The organism is Flavobacterium gillisiae (genome assembly GCF_900107635.1).
Lineage (GTDB): Bacteria > Bacteroidota > Bacteroidia > Flavobacteriales > Flavobacteriaceae > Flavobacterium > Flavobacterium gillisiae.
Genome location: NZ_FNRD01000007.1, coordinates 52,978 through 68,941, shown reverse-complemented (window position 1 = coordinate 68,941; position 15,964 = coordinate 52,978). Strand labels below are relative to the sequence as shown.

At 33.2% G+C, this 15,964-nt stretch carries 16 protein-coding genes; 14 read left to right on the top strand and 2 right to left on the bottom strand.

The genetic code is table 11. From position 1 onward, the window contains the following. Positions 1-75: 75 nt before the first annotated feature. Entirely contained in the window at positions 76-552 is a 477-nt protein-coding gene (locus BLV35_RS10785; protein ID WP_091089494.1) for a hypothetical protein, read from the bottom strand. Between the two features lie 459 nt (positions 553-1,011). Here BLV35_RS10785 and BLV35_RS10780 point away from each other — a divergent pair, with 459 nt between their 5' ends. The 5 genes from BLV35_RS10780 to BLV35_RS10760 all read left to right on the top strand — a co-directional run bounded on the left by BLV35_RS10780 (position 1,012) and on the right by BLV35_RS10760 (position 4,498). Beyond that, a complete protein-coding gene (locus BLV35_RS10780) occupies positions 1,012-1,464 on the top strand; it encodes a rhodanese-like domain-containing protein (RefSeq protein ID WP_317040171.1) in 453 nt (150 codons plus the stop codon). Further along, positions 1,454-2,065 carry a TIGR04282 family arsenosugar biosynthesis glycosyltransferase gene (locus BLV35_RS10775; protein WP_091089487.1) on the top strand — a complete coding sequence of 204 codons (612 nt, stop codon included), beginning with the start codon at positions 1,454-1,456 and terminating at the stop codon, positions 2,063-2,065. The genes BLV35_RS10780 and BLV35_RS10775 overlap by 11 nt, the downstream gene beginning before the upstream one ends. Positions 2,066-2,116: 51 nt before the next feature. Continuing rightward, positions 2,117-2,989 carry a sterol desaturase family protein gene (locus BLV35_RS10770; RefSeq protein WP_091089483.1) on the top strand — a complete coding sequence of 291 codons (873 nt, stop codon included), beginning with the start codon at positions 2,117-2,119 and terminating at the stop codon, positions 2,987-2,989. 65 nt (positions 2,990-3,054) lie between these two features. Then, positions 3,055-3,813 carry a DUF547 domain-containing protein gene (locus tag BLV35_RS10765; protein WP_091089480.1) on the top strand — a complete coding sequence of 253 codons (759 nt, stop codon included), beginning with the start codon at positions 3,055-3,057 and terminating at the stop codon, positions 3,811-3,813. Further along, the gene (locus tag BLV35_RS10760) at positions 3,806-4,498 is read left to right on the top strand and encodes a TIGR04283 family arsenosugar biosynthesis glycosyltransferase (protein ID WP_091089476.1); all 693 of its coding nucleotides are present in this window, start codon (positions 3,806-3,808) and stop codon (positions 4,496-4,498) included. The genes BLV35_RS10765 and BLV35_RS10760 overlap by 8 nt, the downstream gene beginning before the upstream one ends. A gap of 5 nt (positions 4,499-4,503) precedes the next feature. Here the strand turns inward: BLV35_RS10760 and BLV35_RS10755 are convergent, their stop codons facing one another. Beyond that, positions 4,504-5,661 carry a BamA/TamA family outer membrane protein gene (locus BLV35_RS10755; RefSeq protein WP_245712048.1) on the bottom strand — a complete coding sequence of 386 codons (1,158 nt, stop codon included), beginning with the start codon at positions 5,659-5,661 and terminating at the stop codon, positions 4,504-4,506. Between the two features lie 204 nt (positions 5,662-5,865). Here BLV35_RS10755 and BLV35_RS10750 point away from each other — a divergent pair, with 204 nt between their 5' ends. From BLV35_RS10750 to BLV35_RS10710, 9 genes are all read left to right on the top strand, one after another. Further along, positions 5,866-6,771 carry a hypothetical protein gene (locus BLV35_RS10750; protein WP_091089470.1) on the top strand — a complete coding sequence of 302 codons (906 nt, stop codon included), beginning with the start codon at positions 5,866-5,868 and terminating at the stop codon, positions 6,769-6,771. Between the two features lie 239 nt (positions 6,772-7,010). Further along, entirely contained in the window at positions 7,011-7,766 is a 756-nt protein-coding gene (locus BLV35_RS10745; RefSeq protein ID WP_091089466.1) for a DUF6503 family protein, read from the top strand. An 82-nt stretch (positions 7,767-7,848) separates the two neighbouring features. Then, entirely contained in the window at positions 7,849-9,144 is a 1,296-nt protein-coding gene (locus tag BLV35_RS10740) for an NAD(P)/FAD-dependent oxidoreductase (RefSeq protein WP_091089463.1), read from the top strand. A gap of 1 nt (position 9,145) precedes the next feature. Beyond that, entirely contained in the window at positions 9,146-10,738 is a 1,593-nt protein-coding gene (locus BLV35_RS10735) for a 4Fe-4S binding protein (protein ID WP_091089458.1), read from the top strand. Position 10,739: 1 nt separating this feature from the next. Next, positions 10,740-11,138, top strand: a complete 399-nt coding sequence (locus BLV35_RS10730; protein WP_091089455.1) for a toxin-antitoxin system YwqK family antitoxin — start codon at positions 10,740-10,742, stop codon at positions 11,136-11,138. Continuing rightward, entirely contained in the window at positions 11,138-11,827 is a 690-nt protein-coding gene (locus BLV35_RS10725) for a glycosyltransferase family 2 protein (protein WP_091089451.1), read from the top strand. Before BLV35_RS10730 ends, BLV35_RS10725 begins: the two co-directional genes overlap by 1 nt. A gap of 4 nt (positions 11,828-11,831) precedes the next feature. Next, a complete protein-coding gene (locus BLV35_RS10720) occupies positions 11,832-13,313 on the top strand; it encodes a cellulose synthase family protein (RefSeq protein ID WP_091089448.1) in 1,482 nt (493 codons plus the stop codon). Then, positions 13,310-14,647: an MptA/MptB family glycosyltransferase gene (locus BLV35_RS10715; RefSeq protein ID WP_091089444.1), complete on the top strand. Its 1,338-nt coding sequence runs from the start codon at positions 13,310-13,312 to the stop codon at positions 14,645-14,647. The genes BLV35_RS10720 and BLV35_RS10715 overlap by 4 nt, the downstream gene beginning before the upstream one ends. A 372-nt stretch (positions 14,648-15,019) precedes the next feature. Continuing rightward, entirely contained in the window at positions 15,020-15,916 is an 897-nt protein-coding gene (locus BLV35_RS10710) for a septum formation inhibitor Maf (RefSeq protein WP_091089441.1), read from the top strand. Positions 15,917-15,964 lie beyond the last annotated feature (48 nt).

Sequence of the window (15,964 nt, the reverse complement as noted above, 5' to 3'; positions counted from 1 at the left end):
TATCGAATACCTCCGCTAGAGTTAATCTGCATAATAAATAAAAAAAGGGAAGATTGCTCTCCCCTTTTCTAGTGATTATTTATCAACGCAGTCAACAGCGGTAAATTTATATTTTACTTTATCAAAATCGATCGGCTCACCTTTAACAAAATGAGAAGCTCCCAACGTGATTTGGATTTGCCCATTTCCTAAAATGAGTTCGTCACCACGCTTTAGAAATGCCATTGGATTCTTATACGTTTTCTCCGTATACCCACCTTGGGTAAAGGTATAGCTGGCAAATAATGTATCGCCACGAAATTCTCCGGCGATTTCACCAACCTTCTTCGGCATATTAGCAATTGCCATATCCATATCACCTGTTATTTCTCCATTTTTGAAAGTATTGATTTTCAAATCAAGCGTATCTTCTTCATAAATCGCTTTATAGCACTCTACGCTTACTATCTCTACAGCTTCCTTAGCTTTAATGAGTTTTTCACTTTGATTATTTTTACAACTTTCGAGTCCAATACAAGTTAACAGCAAACAAAAAAGGCCTAAGTTTTTCATAGTAGTATCTATTAGTTAATAATTTTGGCAATAGCCATTGCTAATTTACGAATAAATAAATTGCATTTATAAAGATTCGCTATAAAATTTTAGAGGTAAATACCTTATTAAAATAACCAAGTTTGCTATTCTCTATATTGGTCTGCAATAGATTATATAAATTACTCCCTAATATTTATAATAATTTCAACACAATTGCATTCTATCGTGAAAGTCTTTAATATCGTCTTAAAAATTATACACTCTGGCAATTTTAGCTTTATCAACCGATATGCTAACTCAAAAATAAGGAATTGGCAGATTTTAAATGGCATCACCTTAGCGCTCTATTTATATTCTATCGCATTTTAAATTCACACTGTCAGTAAATAAGTTTTTAGACGTCTAATAAATTAAATACCTTTATAAAAAATTACTATGCGCCTCTATATCTATTTTATTAGTTTCTTTTTTTCAATAATGCTTTCTGCACAGAATAGCATTCCGCAGGTTTTGAAAAAACTGAATAAAGAAACTGTTCCCTATATTAAAGTCAATGAATTGAAAGAGAAAACGAATCTAGTTTTCTTGGATGCCAGAGAACCAAAAGAATACAAAGTAAGTCACATTCAAGGAGCTATTCCCGTAGGCTTCGATCATTTTGTATCTAACAATGTTACTTCAAAAGTCAAAGACAAAGACGCCACAATAATTGTCTATTGCTCCATTGGTGTGCGAAGTGAGCAAATAGGTGAGAAATTACAAAAATTAGGGTACAAAAATGTCTACAATTTGTACGGAGGAATATTTGAATATAAGAATAATGGCGGGAAAGTAGTGAACAATCAAAATAAAGTAACAGACAGCGTACACGCTTATAATAAAGCATGGAGTGTTTATTTAACCAAAGGAATTAAGGTTTATGAAGACTAATGCTCTACTCATTTTCACTCGTAATCCTGAATTAGGAAAAGTAAAAACTAGACTAGCAAAAACTATTGGTAACGAAAAGGCTTTGACCGTTTACAATGATTTACTACTACACACGAGGAATGAAACTCAGGCTATCGACTGCGATAAATTTGTATTTTATGACTCCGAAATTGTAGAAGTTGACATTTGGTCTGGTGCGTTTTATCAAAAAAAGCTACAATCTAATGGTGATTTAGGGCAGCGGATGCACGATGCATTTAAAACCCTTTTTGAAATGGGGTACCAAAAATGTATTATTGTAGGTAGTGACCTATTTGACTTAAAAGCGATTATTATTGAAACTGCTTTTAAAGAACTTTTAAATCATGAAGTAGTAATTGGCCCTGCAGAAGATGGCGGTTATTATTTATTAGGATTAAAAAAAGACAACCACGCTATCTTCCAGAATAAAGACTGGGGAACAGCTAGTGTTTTTAAAGCGACCATGAGAGATTTGGAGAATAAAAAAGTAGGCCTTTTAGATACTTTGAATGATATAGACACATTTGAAGATTTAGAACGAAGCTCCTATGACATAGCTACTTTAAACATCACTTCATAAATAAAAGAGATAAAAAATATCGTTAAACCTTGAAATACGCATTGCAAAAAAATGGAAAAATACATTGACATACTACTGAATTCCTACAGCGGTTATTTTAATTACCTAAAGAACGAAATTTTATACTGGAACTGGGACAACTACTTTTACGGATTAATTGCCATTTCTTTGGTCGTATGGATCCTTGAACTTATTTTCCCTTGGAGAAAACAACAAGCCATTTTTCGTAAAGATTTCTGGTTGGATTTATTCTACCTATTTTTCAATTTTTTCTTACTCAATTTAATTCTGCTTATTGCATTATCTAATGTAATGGAACAGTTCCTTAATGACGTACTCCATTTATTTGGACTCGAATTAATGTCTATTCAGCTGTTTTCTATATCTGAGCTCTCTAAACCATTAGCTTTATTTGTATTCTTCCTCATTAGCGATTTCCTGCAATGGAACGTGCATCGTTTACTGCATACAATTCCTTTTTTATGGAAAATTCATAAAACTCACCACAGCGTAAAAGAAATGGGTTTTGCTGCCCATTTTAGATACAATTGGATGGAACCATTGGTTTACAAATCCATACTGTACATTCCTATTATTCTTGTGGGAGGTGTAAACCTTGAGGATGTCTTTATTGTACATTTCATCTCGATTGCGATAGGCCATTTAAACCATGCTAATATAGGTTGGGACTACGGTTTTCTAAAATACATCTTGAATAACCCCAAAATGCACATTTGGCACCACAGTAAAGAAATACCTAATAAATATGGAGTCAACTTTGGAATTTCATTAAGTTTATGGGATTATATCTTTAAAACCAACTACATACCTAGTGATGGAAGAGATATCGAACTTGGTTTTGACGATGAAAACGAGTTCCCTAAAGATTTTATTGAACAAGAAATGTATCCTTTAAAGAAATAATCACCTTTTTTGTCAGGAACGACTTTTATCACTGTCTATACTTGTATAATTTAAAAATAACAACGATGAAAACATATTTTTTAACACTACTTCTATTGCCACTTCTTTCTTGTGGAAAAAATAAAGACAATAATGAAATTCCAACTGCAGCATATCAAACTACTACTACAGCAGATGCGCAGACTATGAATCATGCTAAGTGGAATACATTACTACAGAAAAATGTTTCTAAAAACGGAAATGTAAATTACAAGGGATTTCAAAAAGACAGCAAAGAATTACAGGCGTATCTTAATGAGTTATCCGGAAATGTCCCTACAAAAACATGGTCTAAAAACGCCACACTAGCCTATTGGATCAATGCATACAATGCCTATACCGTAAAATTAATTTTAGACAATTATCCAACTAAAAGCATAAAGGACATTAATGATCCTTGGGGTAAAAAATTCTTTTCCTTAGGAAACAAAAAATACAGTTTAGAAGAAATAGAACATGAAATACTTCGTAAAATGGACGAACCAAGAATCCATTTTGCCATCAATTGCGCTTCATTTTCTTGTCCTAATTTACTTAATGAGGCATATACTGCAGCAAAATTAGACCAGCAATTAGCCGCTGTATCAAAAAGTTTTATTAATGATAAAACTAAGAATACAATAACAGCAAATAAAATTGAAATTTCAAAAATATTTGATTGGTTTGCCGGTGATTTTAAGAGTAAAGGTTCTGTTATTGATTTTTTAAATCAATATAGCACAGTCAAAATTAGTAGTAAAGCAAAAGTAAATTACAAAGATTACAATTGGAGTTTGAATGAATAAAATTTCGATAATAATCCCAATTTTTAATGAAGTCGATGCTATTGCTCGACTTCTGTTGCATATAGAAGATTCGATTTCCAAAACAATAGACTACGAAATAATTATAGTGGATGGCGGCAGTATAGACGGTTCGCAAAAGGAAGTTTTGAAACATTCTAATACCATTTTAATTTCGTCAGAAAAAGGAAGGGCAATACAACTGAATGCTGGAGCGAGAGTCGCTTCTGGAGCAATTTTGTACTTTTTGCATTGTGATAGTTATCCTCCTAATAATTTTGATTTACTTGTTTTAAAACAAGCTCAAAAAGGAAGTCTCGGTGGCTGTTTCAGAATGAAATTTGATTACAGACATCCCGTTTTAATAGTTTCGCAATGGTTCACTCGATTCAATCATATTTCCTGCCGCGGTGGAGATCAATCGTTATTTGTAACCAAAAAATTATTTGAAGAAATAAACGGTTTTGATGAGCAGTTTATCATTTATGAGGATAATGAAATTATTTCAAGGCTTTACGCCAAAAAACAATTTGTCGTGATTCCTGATTATGTAATTACTTCCGCCAGAAGGTATCAACAGAATGGAGTTTGGCGTCTACAATACCATTTTAGTATTATTCATCTAAAACGAATACTAGGACATTCTGCGGAAAGTATGTTGAATTATTATAAAAAACATGTTCAGTAACCCTCTTAAAAATATTGGCCAATTCCAAATACAATTCCATTGTTAGCATTTTTAGTAATGCCATAACCATAATCAATTCTGAAGATAGCATTATAAATTTTTTTGTGGATAAATCGAATACCAAAACCAGGATACACCTTTATGTTATTTGAACTAAATAAATCATCTAAATTTCCTCCTGGGCTTCGCCAAGTTCCTGCATCTACGAATAAATTGCTTTGAATAGCCAATTTATTTTTTTCGAATAATGTATGTCGGTACTCTGAATTTAAAACTAATGTTCCTGTTCCCCTATCAATGATATTTCCTACTCCTCTTAGATTTATATTATTATCAACCGCAAAAGGAGCAAATGGGCTCTTACTATTAGATGCTAAACCTAGTCGTAGTCTTGAAGCCCAATTCCCGTTTGCGCCAACTAATTTATAATACATTAAATCATTCCAGCCAATTACAAATTTATCTTGAAAATTGTTTTGGGAAACTACATATTGAAGATATAAATTGCTTTTGAGTCCATCGATTTTGAAATAATCATATTTCAAATTATCAAAAGTATATTGCAATTTATACAATTGCTTGTTTACATCTAAATTCTGAGGAATATCTGTAGCAGTTGCTCCATCAATATAATTATATTTTTCATTAAAAAAAGTAGTTCCAAACTTTATAAGATTTTGAAAATCAAACTTATATATTCCTAAAATCTCAAGCGAAGTATTAGTATACTGATAATTTGCTTTGTTGTTGTTTAAATAAATAGGCTCTTTACTATTCCATTTTTGAAAATTGGCTTCCGCTCCAACATTGGCAGAAAATAAACTAGGTGAAGAAAAATTTATCCCATAAGAGTTGAATTCGTTATACTGATAATATCCTCCTAAGACCGTATTTCTCCCAAGAAAATTATACTCATACAACCCAAGTCTATAGGAGCCAAATCCATCTGTCGTCCAAATATTTAACAACGGTATAATTGTATAACTTTCTGTAAAATTTAGAGTTAGTTTGTAATCTGAATTGGTCAAAAGATCAATTTGATATTCAACTTTTGAAACACCATTTAATCGAGTTAGGATAACAATATCTCGTTCTACCTTCAAGCTATCAAGAGAACTTCCTACTTTCGTTTCGATAATTTTCAAAATAAAGTCGGAATTCATTTTTTTAGTATTACTAATTACGATTTCGGACACCTTTTTTTCTTGCGAAAAAATTGTAACCGAAAAAAGTATAAAAAGAATAATAAACCTCATATTGTATCTATAAATATTTTGAATGCTAATGTAGCATTAAACTTTTTAAAAAAAATTAAAAATATTTGTCAGGAATACTGAAACCGTCCGTCTCATTAATAAATTTAAAAAATGTTAAAACCTCTATTTTACTTATTATTCATTCTTGCTTTTACAGTAACCCATGCACAAGGTGAAGAACAAAACGAGACCTCTAATATTCAAAACTATACACCTTCAAAACTTTTAGAAAATGGAAAGTGGGATGTTAAATGGTTCAACAACCTCTACACACAAACTAAAGCTGACGTAAACGGTACTACGATAGACGTGCCTCGCTCCAACTTTTTCACCACCTCATTAGAGGTTTTTACTGGTGTTTCAGAGAGTAAAAAATTTAATGCTGGATTTATTATAGAATATCGCTCTAATACATTCGGGAATCAAAGTGCTACAAGTCCTTTATCGTTTAATAACGAAATTGGGAAATCAAGAACAGGACTATCACATATTGCACCTTCAGTTAAGATTGCACCTTTTAGTTCATTACCCAATTTTTCTATGCAAAGTTCTATATTTATTCCGTTATTTAGCAAAGAAAGTGATCAAAATGGATATTTAGCAAACAATAGCTATATCTGGCAAAATCGTTTTTTTTATGATTATAGTTTTCCTGGTTCCAAATTTCAATTGTTTTCAGAATTAGGAACTCGATTATTTTTTGGCGAAAAAAATAAAAACTCAGATGGAACGATTAACCCAAATGGCGGTTATGCCAATTCTAGCGTGGAGTTAGCACCAGGTATATTTCTTAGTTATTTTCCAAGTTCAAAATTTACAACTTTAGTTTTTGCACAACATGCTCAGCTTATCGAAATTGACAATAAATTTTCACAAAATTATACTGCTTTAGGTTTAGGTGCAAAATATCAACTATCAAAAAGCTTAAATGTTGAGACATTGTACAGCAAATTTATTAGAGGCAACGACAGCGGTTTAGGGCAATCATTTAATTTAGGATTAAGAGCTATATTTTAAAATAATCAAATCAATTAAGCGCAACCAGTTTTAATACTTTCACGATCGTTCGCACAATACAACCCTATTTCCTCAAGGGCTTAGGACAAATATTTAAATCAATAGAGAGTTATTATGAGTAGTTACCATTTATAAAGATACATGGAAGCAAAACATCTAATAACGGATAATGTCTCGTGAGACTAAAGTGGATAGCCTAATCATAACAAACAATAAATACAATAATTAAACAATTCATAATGAAAAAAATTGCCCTTGCTTTAACAGCAATCATTCTTACAACGGTAGGATGTAAATCGAATGAAGAAAACTTAAAATTTACGGATAAAGTTGAAAAAGCACACCATAAACAAGAATTTTTAGCTAAAGAAGCAGTGCAGTTTGATCTAAAATTAGAATTTGGTGGTAAAGAAAGAATAGATGCCAAAATTACGATTCTTACCAACTCAACAAAAGGAGTTATTGAATATAAAAATGGGGCTAAAATTATTTTTAATAAAGATAAAGTATTCTATTCTTCTACAATTCCAAGTGAGGAGTCTGTTCGATTTGATGCTTTCACCTGGGAATATTTTTTCCTCTTCCCTTATAAATTATCCGATCCAGGAACGGTATGGAATGCGTATGATAATAAAGAAAAAGATAATGAAAATTACCTAACTGAAAAGTTAACTTTTAAATCAGGAACAGGCGAAGCACCAGATGATTGGTACGTAGTTTATGCTGATAAAAAAACAAATTTACTTGAAAAAGCAGCTTACATTGTTAGTATAAATGGAGGTAAAGAAGCAGCCGAAAAGAATCCACATGCAATTCAATATTTAGAATACAAAACAGTTGATGGTATTCCTATCGCTACAAAATGGGTTTTCTGGGGATGGGAAGATGGAAAAGGACTTACTGAGGAAATAGGACATGCAACGCTAACTGACATAAAATTTGTTAAAGCAGATACTGACTATTTTACACCTGGAGCTGACTTTAAAACAAAATAGAGTCTTTTGATTTTAAATGTCTAACTTTAAAGGTCAATGTCGTCTTTTTTTATTGAAAACATAACGAACAAATTCATTTTATATGGAACATATTGTCATCATAGGTAACGGAATTGCGGGAGTTACTCTAGCGCGTCACATTCGAAAAAAATCAGATTCAAAAATTACTATTGTCTCTTCTGAAAATGAATTTTTCTTTTCTCGTACCGCTTTGATGTACGTGTTCATGGGACATATGAAGTTTGAGCACATGCAGCCCTATGAAAATGACTTTTGGAAAAAAAACAAGATTGATCTGGTTCAAGGATTGGTTACAGCAGTAATTCCTACTTCAAAAGAAATTATCTTATCAAACAATGAAAAGATAGCCTATGACAAATTAGTGCTCGCGACAGGATCAAAACCTAATAAATACGGATGGCCTGGGCAAGACTTAGAAGGTGTTACCGGACTTTATCACAAACAGGATTTAGAAGCTTTAGAGAATTGGGCGCCTAAAACAAAGCGTGCTGTAATAGTAGGTGGTGGTTTAATTGGTATCGAACTCGCCGAAATGCTTCGTTCTCGTAATATCCCAGTTACTTTTCTGGTTCGTGAACAAAGCTTCTGGAGTGGTGTTTTGCCTTTCGGCGAAAGCCAAATGATCAATCGCCACATACAAGAACACCATATCGATCTGCGATTAGACACTAATTTGGTTGAAATACTTTCAGATGAAAAAGGTCATGCCAGAGCAGTCGTTACCGATAAAGGAGAGACTATTGAATGTGAAATCGTTGGCTTGACTGCTGGTGTTTCTCCAAATATTGATTTCTTAAAAGACTCCGGAATAGAACTAGGAAAAGGAATCAAGGTGAACCGTTACTTAGAAACCAATATTAAGGATATTTATGCCATTGGAGACTGTGCTGAACAGCATGAAGCCATTGATTTACGAAGACCAATAGAAGCTGTTTGGTATACTGGTCGTATGATGGGAGAAGTATTAGCACAAACATTAACTGGAATGCCTACCGCATACAAACCCGGACATTGGTTCAATTCGGCCAAGTTTTTAGACATTGAATATCAAACCTACGGATGGGTTTGGGCTACAGCCAAAGCCGATGAGGAACAGTTTTACTGGGAACATAAGTCGGGCAAAAAAGCAATCCGAATCTCATTTGATAAAAAGGACCGCACTTTTTTAGGCATAAATACTTTCGGGATACGCATGCGCCATGAGTTCTTTGATACCGTTTTAACTAAAAAAGAAAAAGTCGATTATGTTATTCATCATCTAGCTGAAGCTAATTTTGATCCCGAATTATATACATCGCATAATCAAGAAATTCAAAAGCAATTTATTAGCCAATTCGTTGGTGTAAAAACAACATAACATGAGTAAATCAGTTAAAAACATATCGATCGCCTCTCATGAAAACATGCAGATGGATGGAATCCAGAAACTAGGCATTACACTTGGTTTACTAGGTCTGTTTATTATGACACTAGCCTTATTAAATGTCTCCTTCCCTAACAAAGGGATTTGGCTAGCAGGATCTATCGTCTCCATTTTCACTGGAATTGTAGTCTATGCTAATAGAACCTATTTAAACCAGCCTGAAGGAATAAAAAACAACGGCGTGTGGCATAAGGATTTTACTAATAAAGGGACTTGGGCTTGGATGACGGGTATTATACTGACTTCCTTTTATATTGTTTTATACTGGTTTCCACAATACTTGGGACTAAATGGAGACGGTGGTAAAAGCACTGGAATTGTTGGCTTTTTTGATCCTTTAAGTTATATTTTAAATGGAAAAGCGGCTAGCCAATGGTTTGTATATGGAACATTATACACCATTGCTATTCTGGGCCTTGGTTATAAGTTTATTTTAAAATACCGTCATAATAAATACCAGTTAGTACGTACGCTTTCAGTGATGTTTTTTCAGTTGGGATTTGCTTTTTTAATCCCTGAAATACTCGAAAAATTGAATCCTGAGAAAGCCTATTTTGCAAAGGATTTGAAGAATATGTGGCCGCTAAATTATTATTTCTTTAACGAGTGGCATTTAAAGAACATGTTTGAAGGAGGGAATTTAGGAATGTTCATGTTGTTTTTTGGAATAGCGATGATATTTATTATCTCCCCTATTCTAACTTATTTTTATGGAAAACGTTGGTATTGCTCTTGGGTTTGTGGTTGTGGTGGTCTGGCTGAAACTGCCGGAGACAGCTTTAGACACTTATCCAACAAAACCGAAACAGCGTGGAAAATTGAACGTTGGATGATCCACTCGGTATTAGTATTTTCATTTGTAATGACCATCGCTGTTATCTTTACTTTCCTATCTAATAATCCTGAAATAAGCTTTATAACCAGAGAGCAATTTATTTGGGGTATAGTAGCTTTCCTTATCGTTTTCACAGGAACCTTATATATATTTAAACGTAAAGAATTAGATACCGATGCTGTTTATACTATGCTTTCCTTAGTGGCGATTATTATCATCTCTTTGTTTATTAATTATTTTTCAGGGAATCAAAATATTCTTTTTATTGATAGTAACTCGTTAAGAGAATGGTATGGTTTTGCTATCGGTGCCGCTTTTAGTGGCGTTGTGGGCGTGGGCTTCTATCCTATCATGGGAAATCGTGTATGGTGTCGTTTTGGTTGTCCTATGGCCGCAATCTTAGGGTTACAACAAAGATTGTTTTCAAAATTCAGAATTACTACTAATGGTGGTCAATGTATTTCTTGCGGTAATTGTTCTACTTATTGCGAAATGGGAATCGACGTACGTAGTTATGCTCAAAAAGGAGAAAACATTGTACGTTCTTCCTGTGTGGGTTGTGGTATATGTGCCGCAGTATGTCCTAGAGGAGTACTTAAATTAGAAAATGATACTCCGGCTGGCCGCATCAATTCGAACGAAATTTTATTAGGAAACGATGTTGATTTAATGGATTTAATTAACCAAAAATAACATGAAGAGCGTAATTTACCTATTGATTATATTTACTTTTTTTCAAGCTTCTGCTCAAAGAAACTATCAAAAAAGCTACTTTAAAAACGGACAATTACAATCAGAGGGTTGGTTAAACCAAAATCAAAAAGTAGATTACTGGTTTTATTATTTCGAAAATGGAAATAAGAAAGAAGAAGGTCACTATACCGCTAATAAAAAATGCAAGTGGTGGATTTTTTACAAATCAAATGAGGAAATCAATAAAAAAAGTGAATTTAAAAACGATCAATTAAATGGTTATTCATTATTTTACAAAAAAAACAAACTCGTTAAAGCTGAAAAATATTCTATGGGTAACAAAATTAAAGAATGGAATTCGATAAGTGAATTCAAAAAAGACAATAAAATAAGCTTCTAATGAGTAAAATAAAAGTAATTATTCCTGCTTACAACGAAGAAAAAGCCATCGGGCATGTCATTAAAGATATTCCTTCCAGCGTTTCGGAAGTTATTGTTATCAGCAATAATTCTACAGACAATACGATTCAAGTAGCTAAGGATGCGGGTGCAACTGTCCTTTCTGAAAACAGAAAAGGCTATGGTTATGCTTGTCTGAAAGGCTTGGAATACATTGCGCAGCTAGAAACAAAGCCAGATATTGTCGTTTTTCTAGATGGAGACTATTCTGATTATCCTCAGGACTTGACTCAACTTATCGCTCCGATACTGGATGATAATATTGATTTTGTTATTGGTGCCAGAGTGTCCCGTTTAAGGGAAAAACATTCGATGACGCCACAGCAAGTTTTTGGAAATTGGCTGGCAACAACTTTAATGAAAAGCTTTTTTAATGCTACATTTACAGACTTAGGTCCTTTTAGAGCCATAAAATATGAAAAGTTAGTTGCTTTAAATATGGAAGATAAAACCTATGGATGGACAGTCGAAATGCAACTTAAAGTTCTAAAACAAAAAATGACTTACGTAGAAATTCCAGTTCGCTATAAAAATAGAATAGGAGTTTCAAAGGTATCAGGAACTGTAAAAGGAAGCGTTATGGCAGGAATAAAAATAATAGGATGGATTTTCAAATACACCTTTAAATAATAGCATGTTACTACTTTCATATATCATTGTAATTCTATACAGCATTTCGATTTTGCTTTTGTTTTTCTACAGCGTAGCCCATTTTAACTTACTGCTGAATTATTTAAAAAGTAAAAAACGTACGGATAAGTCTGTACAATTTGACCTTTCAAAATCAAATGAAATACCCTTTGTAACTATACAGCTTCCTATCTATAATGAAAAATATGTAGTGGAACGCTTATTAACTACCGTCGCACAAATGGACTATCCTAAGGACCGACTTGAAGTTCAAGTTCTTGATGATAGTACTGATGATAGTGTGCTGGAAACAAAAGAGTTAATACAAAAAATAGCCAAGTCAGGACTAGACATAAAACACATTCAACGCACTAATAGAACTGGGTTTAAAGCAGGTGCTCTGAAGGAAGGTTTACTTACTGCCAAAGGAGAATTTATCGTTATTTTTGATGCTGATTTTGTTCCTCAAAAAGACTGGCTCTATAAAACGATCCCTTATTTTAAAAATCCGAAAATTGGAGTGGTTCAAACCCGATGGGGACACCTGAACCGTAACTATTCGATATTGACAAAAATTCAGGCTTTTGCCTTAGACGCCCATTTCACTTTGGAACAAGTAGGTCGGAATTCTAAATTGCATTTTATCAATTTTAATGGAACTGCCGGAGCATGGAGAAAGCAATGCATTCTCGATGCGGGCAACTGGGAAAGTGATACCCTTACCGAAGACTTGGATTTAAGTTATCGTGCTCAGTTAAAAAACTGGGAATTCAAATATCTCGAAAATGTAGTTACCCCTGCTGAATTGCCTGCAATTATAAGTGCCGCACGTTCCCAACAATTTAGATGGAACAAAGGTGGCGCCGAAAATTTTAGCAAAAACGCGATTCGAGTACTACAATCAGAATCTATTGGGTTCAAGACGAAAGCGCATGGAATGCTGCACTTATTGAATAGCACCATGTTTTTGGCAATTTTCACAATGGCAATCTTAAGTGTTCCCATGTTATACATCAAGAATGAGTTTCCTGAATTTGAAAAAGTATTTGACTTGCTCATCTTTTTTGTTATTACTTCCATCCTATTTTTTATTAGCTATTGGGCAACTTACAAGAGTATTCATGGAGGAGGTTTCAAGAACTTCCTAAAATACATTACTTTATTTATCACCTTTTATACCATTGCAATGGGATTCTCATTTCACAACACCATAGCAGTGCTAGAAGGTTTGTGGGGGAAGAAAAGTGAATTCGTGCGCACTCCAAAATTGAATATCGAAGGACTTAAAGAAAAATGGAAACAGAATACTTATCTTTCTCATACGATTTCAAAAAACATCATAGTTGAAGGACTATTAATCCTTTACTTTGTTTTTGCTATGTATAGTGCTTTTCTATTGAATGATTACAGCTTGATTGCCTTGCATTTAATGCTTTTCATTGGTTTTAGTTACGTATTTGTCAATTCAATACAAACTAGTAGATGAGTTGGAACGCTTCAAAGAACATGAAGTCCTATGGCTTTCTTATACTAAGCCTCATTATCTATGCCTATATCGCGTACGTTTTAAATCGAGCTGATTTTCTACATTTAGTGATTTCTTATAGTTTTCTGTTTGTCTGCTTTTATAAAATTATAAAACTGCAAAAAGATAACATCCCTTTTTTAGTTGGAGCAGCACTACTGTTTCGATTGGTTTTTATAGTGGCGTTACCTAATTTATCTCAGGATTATTTTCGTTTTATATGGGACGGAAACCTTATCCTCGAAAATATAAATCCCTATTTGCAGCTGCCAAAAGACCTAATCAGTCAAAACAGTTTTGTAATTCCGAATGCTTCTGATTTGTATAACGGAATGGGTAGTTTGAGCGCTGGACATTACTCCAACTATCCTCCTGTAAACCAATTCTTATTTGCTGTTGCTGCCTTTTTTAGTACGCAATCTATACTGGGAGCAGCAATAGGGATGCGACTGCTTATTATTGCGGCCGATTTTGGAACACTCTACTTTGGTGGCCAATTACTTGTCCGTTTAGGAATGGATAAGCATCGTATTTTCTGGTATGTACTCAATCCATTAGTAATTTTAGAACTTACAGGGAACTTACATTTTGAAGGAATCATGCTCTTCTTTTTTGTTTGGGCAATGTATCTATTGGAACAGAATAAATGGAAATTAGCCGCCTTAATTTTGGCATTGTCTATTTCTGTCAAATTATTACCCTTATTACTATTACCGCTATTCTTAAAAAAATTAGGATGGAAAAAGGCTGTTTTATTTTACATTATTGTGATTGGCGTAAATGTATTGCTCTTCCTCCCCTTTCTTTCGAATGAATTAATTCAGAATTATAGCGAAACCATAGGCCTGTGGTTCACTAATTTTGAATTCAACGCCAGTATTTATTACATCATCCGTGAAATAGGTTTCTGGATTACCGGATACAACATCATTCATATCACCGGTAAAATCATTCCTGTCTTAATTGTAATTTTCATATTATATCAAACCTTTGTTGCAAGGAATAAAACCACAATTGATTTGTTCCAAAGTTTTCTTGTTGTTTTAACATTGTATTTTCTAAGTTCAACTACAGTACATCCCTGGTATATAATTAATCTTATTCTTATTGGAGTATTCACAAAATACAAATTCCCAATTATCTGGAGTTTAACAGTGATTTTAAGCTATAGCGCTTATATAAATCCTGAATTCAAAGAGAACTTCTGGCTCATCGGTTTAGAATATTTTATAGTGTTCGCTTTTATAGTTTATGAAAAACGCAACTACTTTTCCTCCAGAAAACAGTATACTTAAAACTATTGAAAATCAATCCACACTAATAGATTAACTACTTACAAAATGGATACGATACCCTTTGATTTTTCAAAAGGAAAAAAAATAGCCGTATAAAACAAAAAAAAACGAATTAAATAGAAATTCTGTCAGAAAACCGCAAACACTCCGTCTACTAAAGTACTTATATATAGCTTCTTAAATTTAAAATGCTTATTTTAGTACATATTGAACTTGTAATTTTTAGTAGAGATAAAAATAAAGTATCGAATGTAAAAGCAAAATCTATATTCGATATTAGGTTAACTCCTATACTATTGTAAAGCCAACCCAAGACACCTACCTAAATTGATAAAAGAAAATCTATTTCGAATCCTTTAACTTTAAAAAAAGATGAAACTCAAAATAACAATTATATGCACCATTGCTGCCCTCTGTATTACGGCTTGCAGTAAATCTCAAAAACGAGATCTGGTTGATAAAAGGGAAATTTCACAAGACTTTAAAGAGTATTGGTTCAACGGTGAGGCTGAGTTATCAAGTTTCCAACTTACCCAAGCTAGATATGGTGAACTACGCGAAGGAAAAGCAGTTATGATTTTTGTAACCGAACCGTTTTCTACAGCAAAATTAGTCAAAGCAGATCAGCCAACAGAAAAAGATATTTCTGTTCTAAAACTTAACTTTACCAAGAATTTTATAACGGGAATTTATCCCTACTCCATGATGACCAGTTCTTTTTTACCTGTATATGAAAATCAGCATGCCTTAAAAATAGTGACAAGCATTCAAGAATGGTGTGGACAGGTGTTTGTACAGTTAGAAAGCAGAAATGCTTTTGACATCCAAATACATTCTTATTTTGAAAGTGAAGGGGAACAAAAACTAACACTCCCAAAAGAACATCTTGAAGATGAAATTTGGTCACTAATCAGAATGAATCCGGAAAAATTACCCCTTGGAGAAATAAAGATGCTACCTTCTTTTTTCTATCTGCGCTTGACGCATCAAAACATGGAATTCCAAAACGTACTAGCGTCAAAAGAAAAGCAACAAAATGACACCACTTGCTACACCTTAGATTACAAAAAATTGAATCGAAAATTAAAAATATATTTTGAAAATAAATTTCCGTACCGCATTCTAAAATTCGAAGAATCATATCCTGATGGTTTTAAAAATAAACAAATGATGACTACTACAGGGACTCTTGTCAAGAGTATTCTTAGCCCATATTGGGAAAAGAAAGGGTTAATTGATGAACATTTACGTAAAGATATGGGGCTATAAAAATTACTTAATATCTTAAGCAGGATATTTATTTAAGGAAAAATAGAA

What these genes read in the sequence shown, in the direction of transcription:
- BLV35_RS10785 (WP_091089494.1), bottom strand. Translation starts at nt 552, where the DNA reads ATGAAAAACTTAGGCCTTTTTTGTTTGCTGTTAACTTGTATTGGACTC.
- BLV35_RS10780 (WP_317040171.1), top strand. Translation starts at nt 1,012, where the DNA reads ATGCTTTCTGCACAGAATAGCATTCCGCAGGTTTTGAAAAAACTGAAT.
- BLV35_RS10775 (WP_091089487.1), top strand. Translation starts at nt 1,454, where the DNA reads ATGAAGACTAATGCTCTACTCATTTTCACTCGTAATCCTGAATTAGGA.
- BLV35_RS10770 (WP_091089483.1), top strand. Translation starts at nt 2,117, where the DNA reads ATGGAAAAATACATTGACATACTACTGAATTCCTACAGCGGTTATTTT.
- BLV35_RS10765 (WP_091089480.1), top strand. Translation starts at nt 3,055, where the DNA reads ATGAAAACATATTTTTTAACACTACTTCTATTGCCACTTCTTTCTTGT.
- BLV35_RS10760 (WP_091089476.1), top strand. Translation starts at nt 3,806, where the DNA reads ATGAATAAAATTTCGATAATAATCCCAATTTTTAATGAAGTCGATGCT.
- BLV35_RS10755 (WP_245712048.1), bottom strand. Translation starts at nt 5,661, where the DNA reads ATGAATTCCGACTTTATTTTGAAAATTATCGAAACGAAAGTAGGAAGT.
- BLV35_RS10750 (WP_091089470.1), top strand. Translation starts at nt 5,866, where the DNA reads ATGTTAAAACCTCTATTTTACTTATTATTCATTCTTGCTTTTACAGTA.
- BLV35_RS10745 (WP_091089466.1), top strand. Translation starts at nt 7,011, where the DNA reads ATGAAAAAAATTGCCCTTGCTTTAACAGCAATCATTCTTACAACGGTA.
- BLV35_RS10740 (WP_091089463.1), top strand. Translation starts at nt 7,849, where the DNA reads ATGGAACATATTGTCATCATAGGTAACGGAATTGCGGGAGTTACTCTA.
- BLV35_RS10735 (WP_091089458.1), top strand. Translation starts at nt 9,146, where the DNA reads ATGAGTAAATCAGTTAAAAACATATCGATCGCCTCTCATGAAAACATG.
- BLV35_RS10730 (WP_091089455.1), top strand. Translation starts at nt 10,740, where the DNA reads ATGAAGAGCGTAATTTACCTATTGATTATATTTACTTTTTTTCAAGCT.
- BLV35_RS10725 (WP_091089451.1), top strand. Translation starts at nt 11,138, where the DNA reads ATGAGTAAAATAAAAGTAATTATTCCTGCTTACAACGAAGAAAAAGCC.
- BLV35_RS10720 (WP_091089448.1), top strand. Translation starts at nt 11,832, where the DNA reads ATGTTACTACTTTCATATATCATTGTAATTCTATACAGCATTTCGATT.
- BLV35_RS10715 (WP_091089444.1), top strand. Translation starts at nt 13,310, where the DNA reads ATGAGTTGGAACGCTTCAAAGAACATGAAGTCCTATGGCTTTCTTATA.
- BLV35_RS10710 (WP_091089441.1), top strand. Translation starts at nt 15,020, where the DNA reads ATGAAACTCAAAATAACAATTATATGCACCATTGCTGCCCTCTGTATT.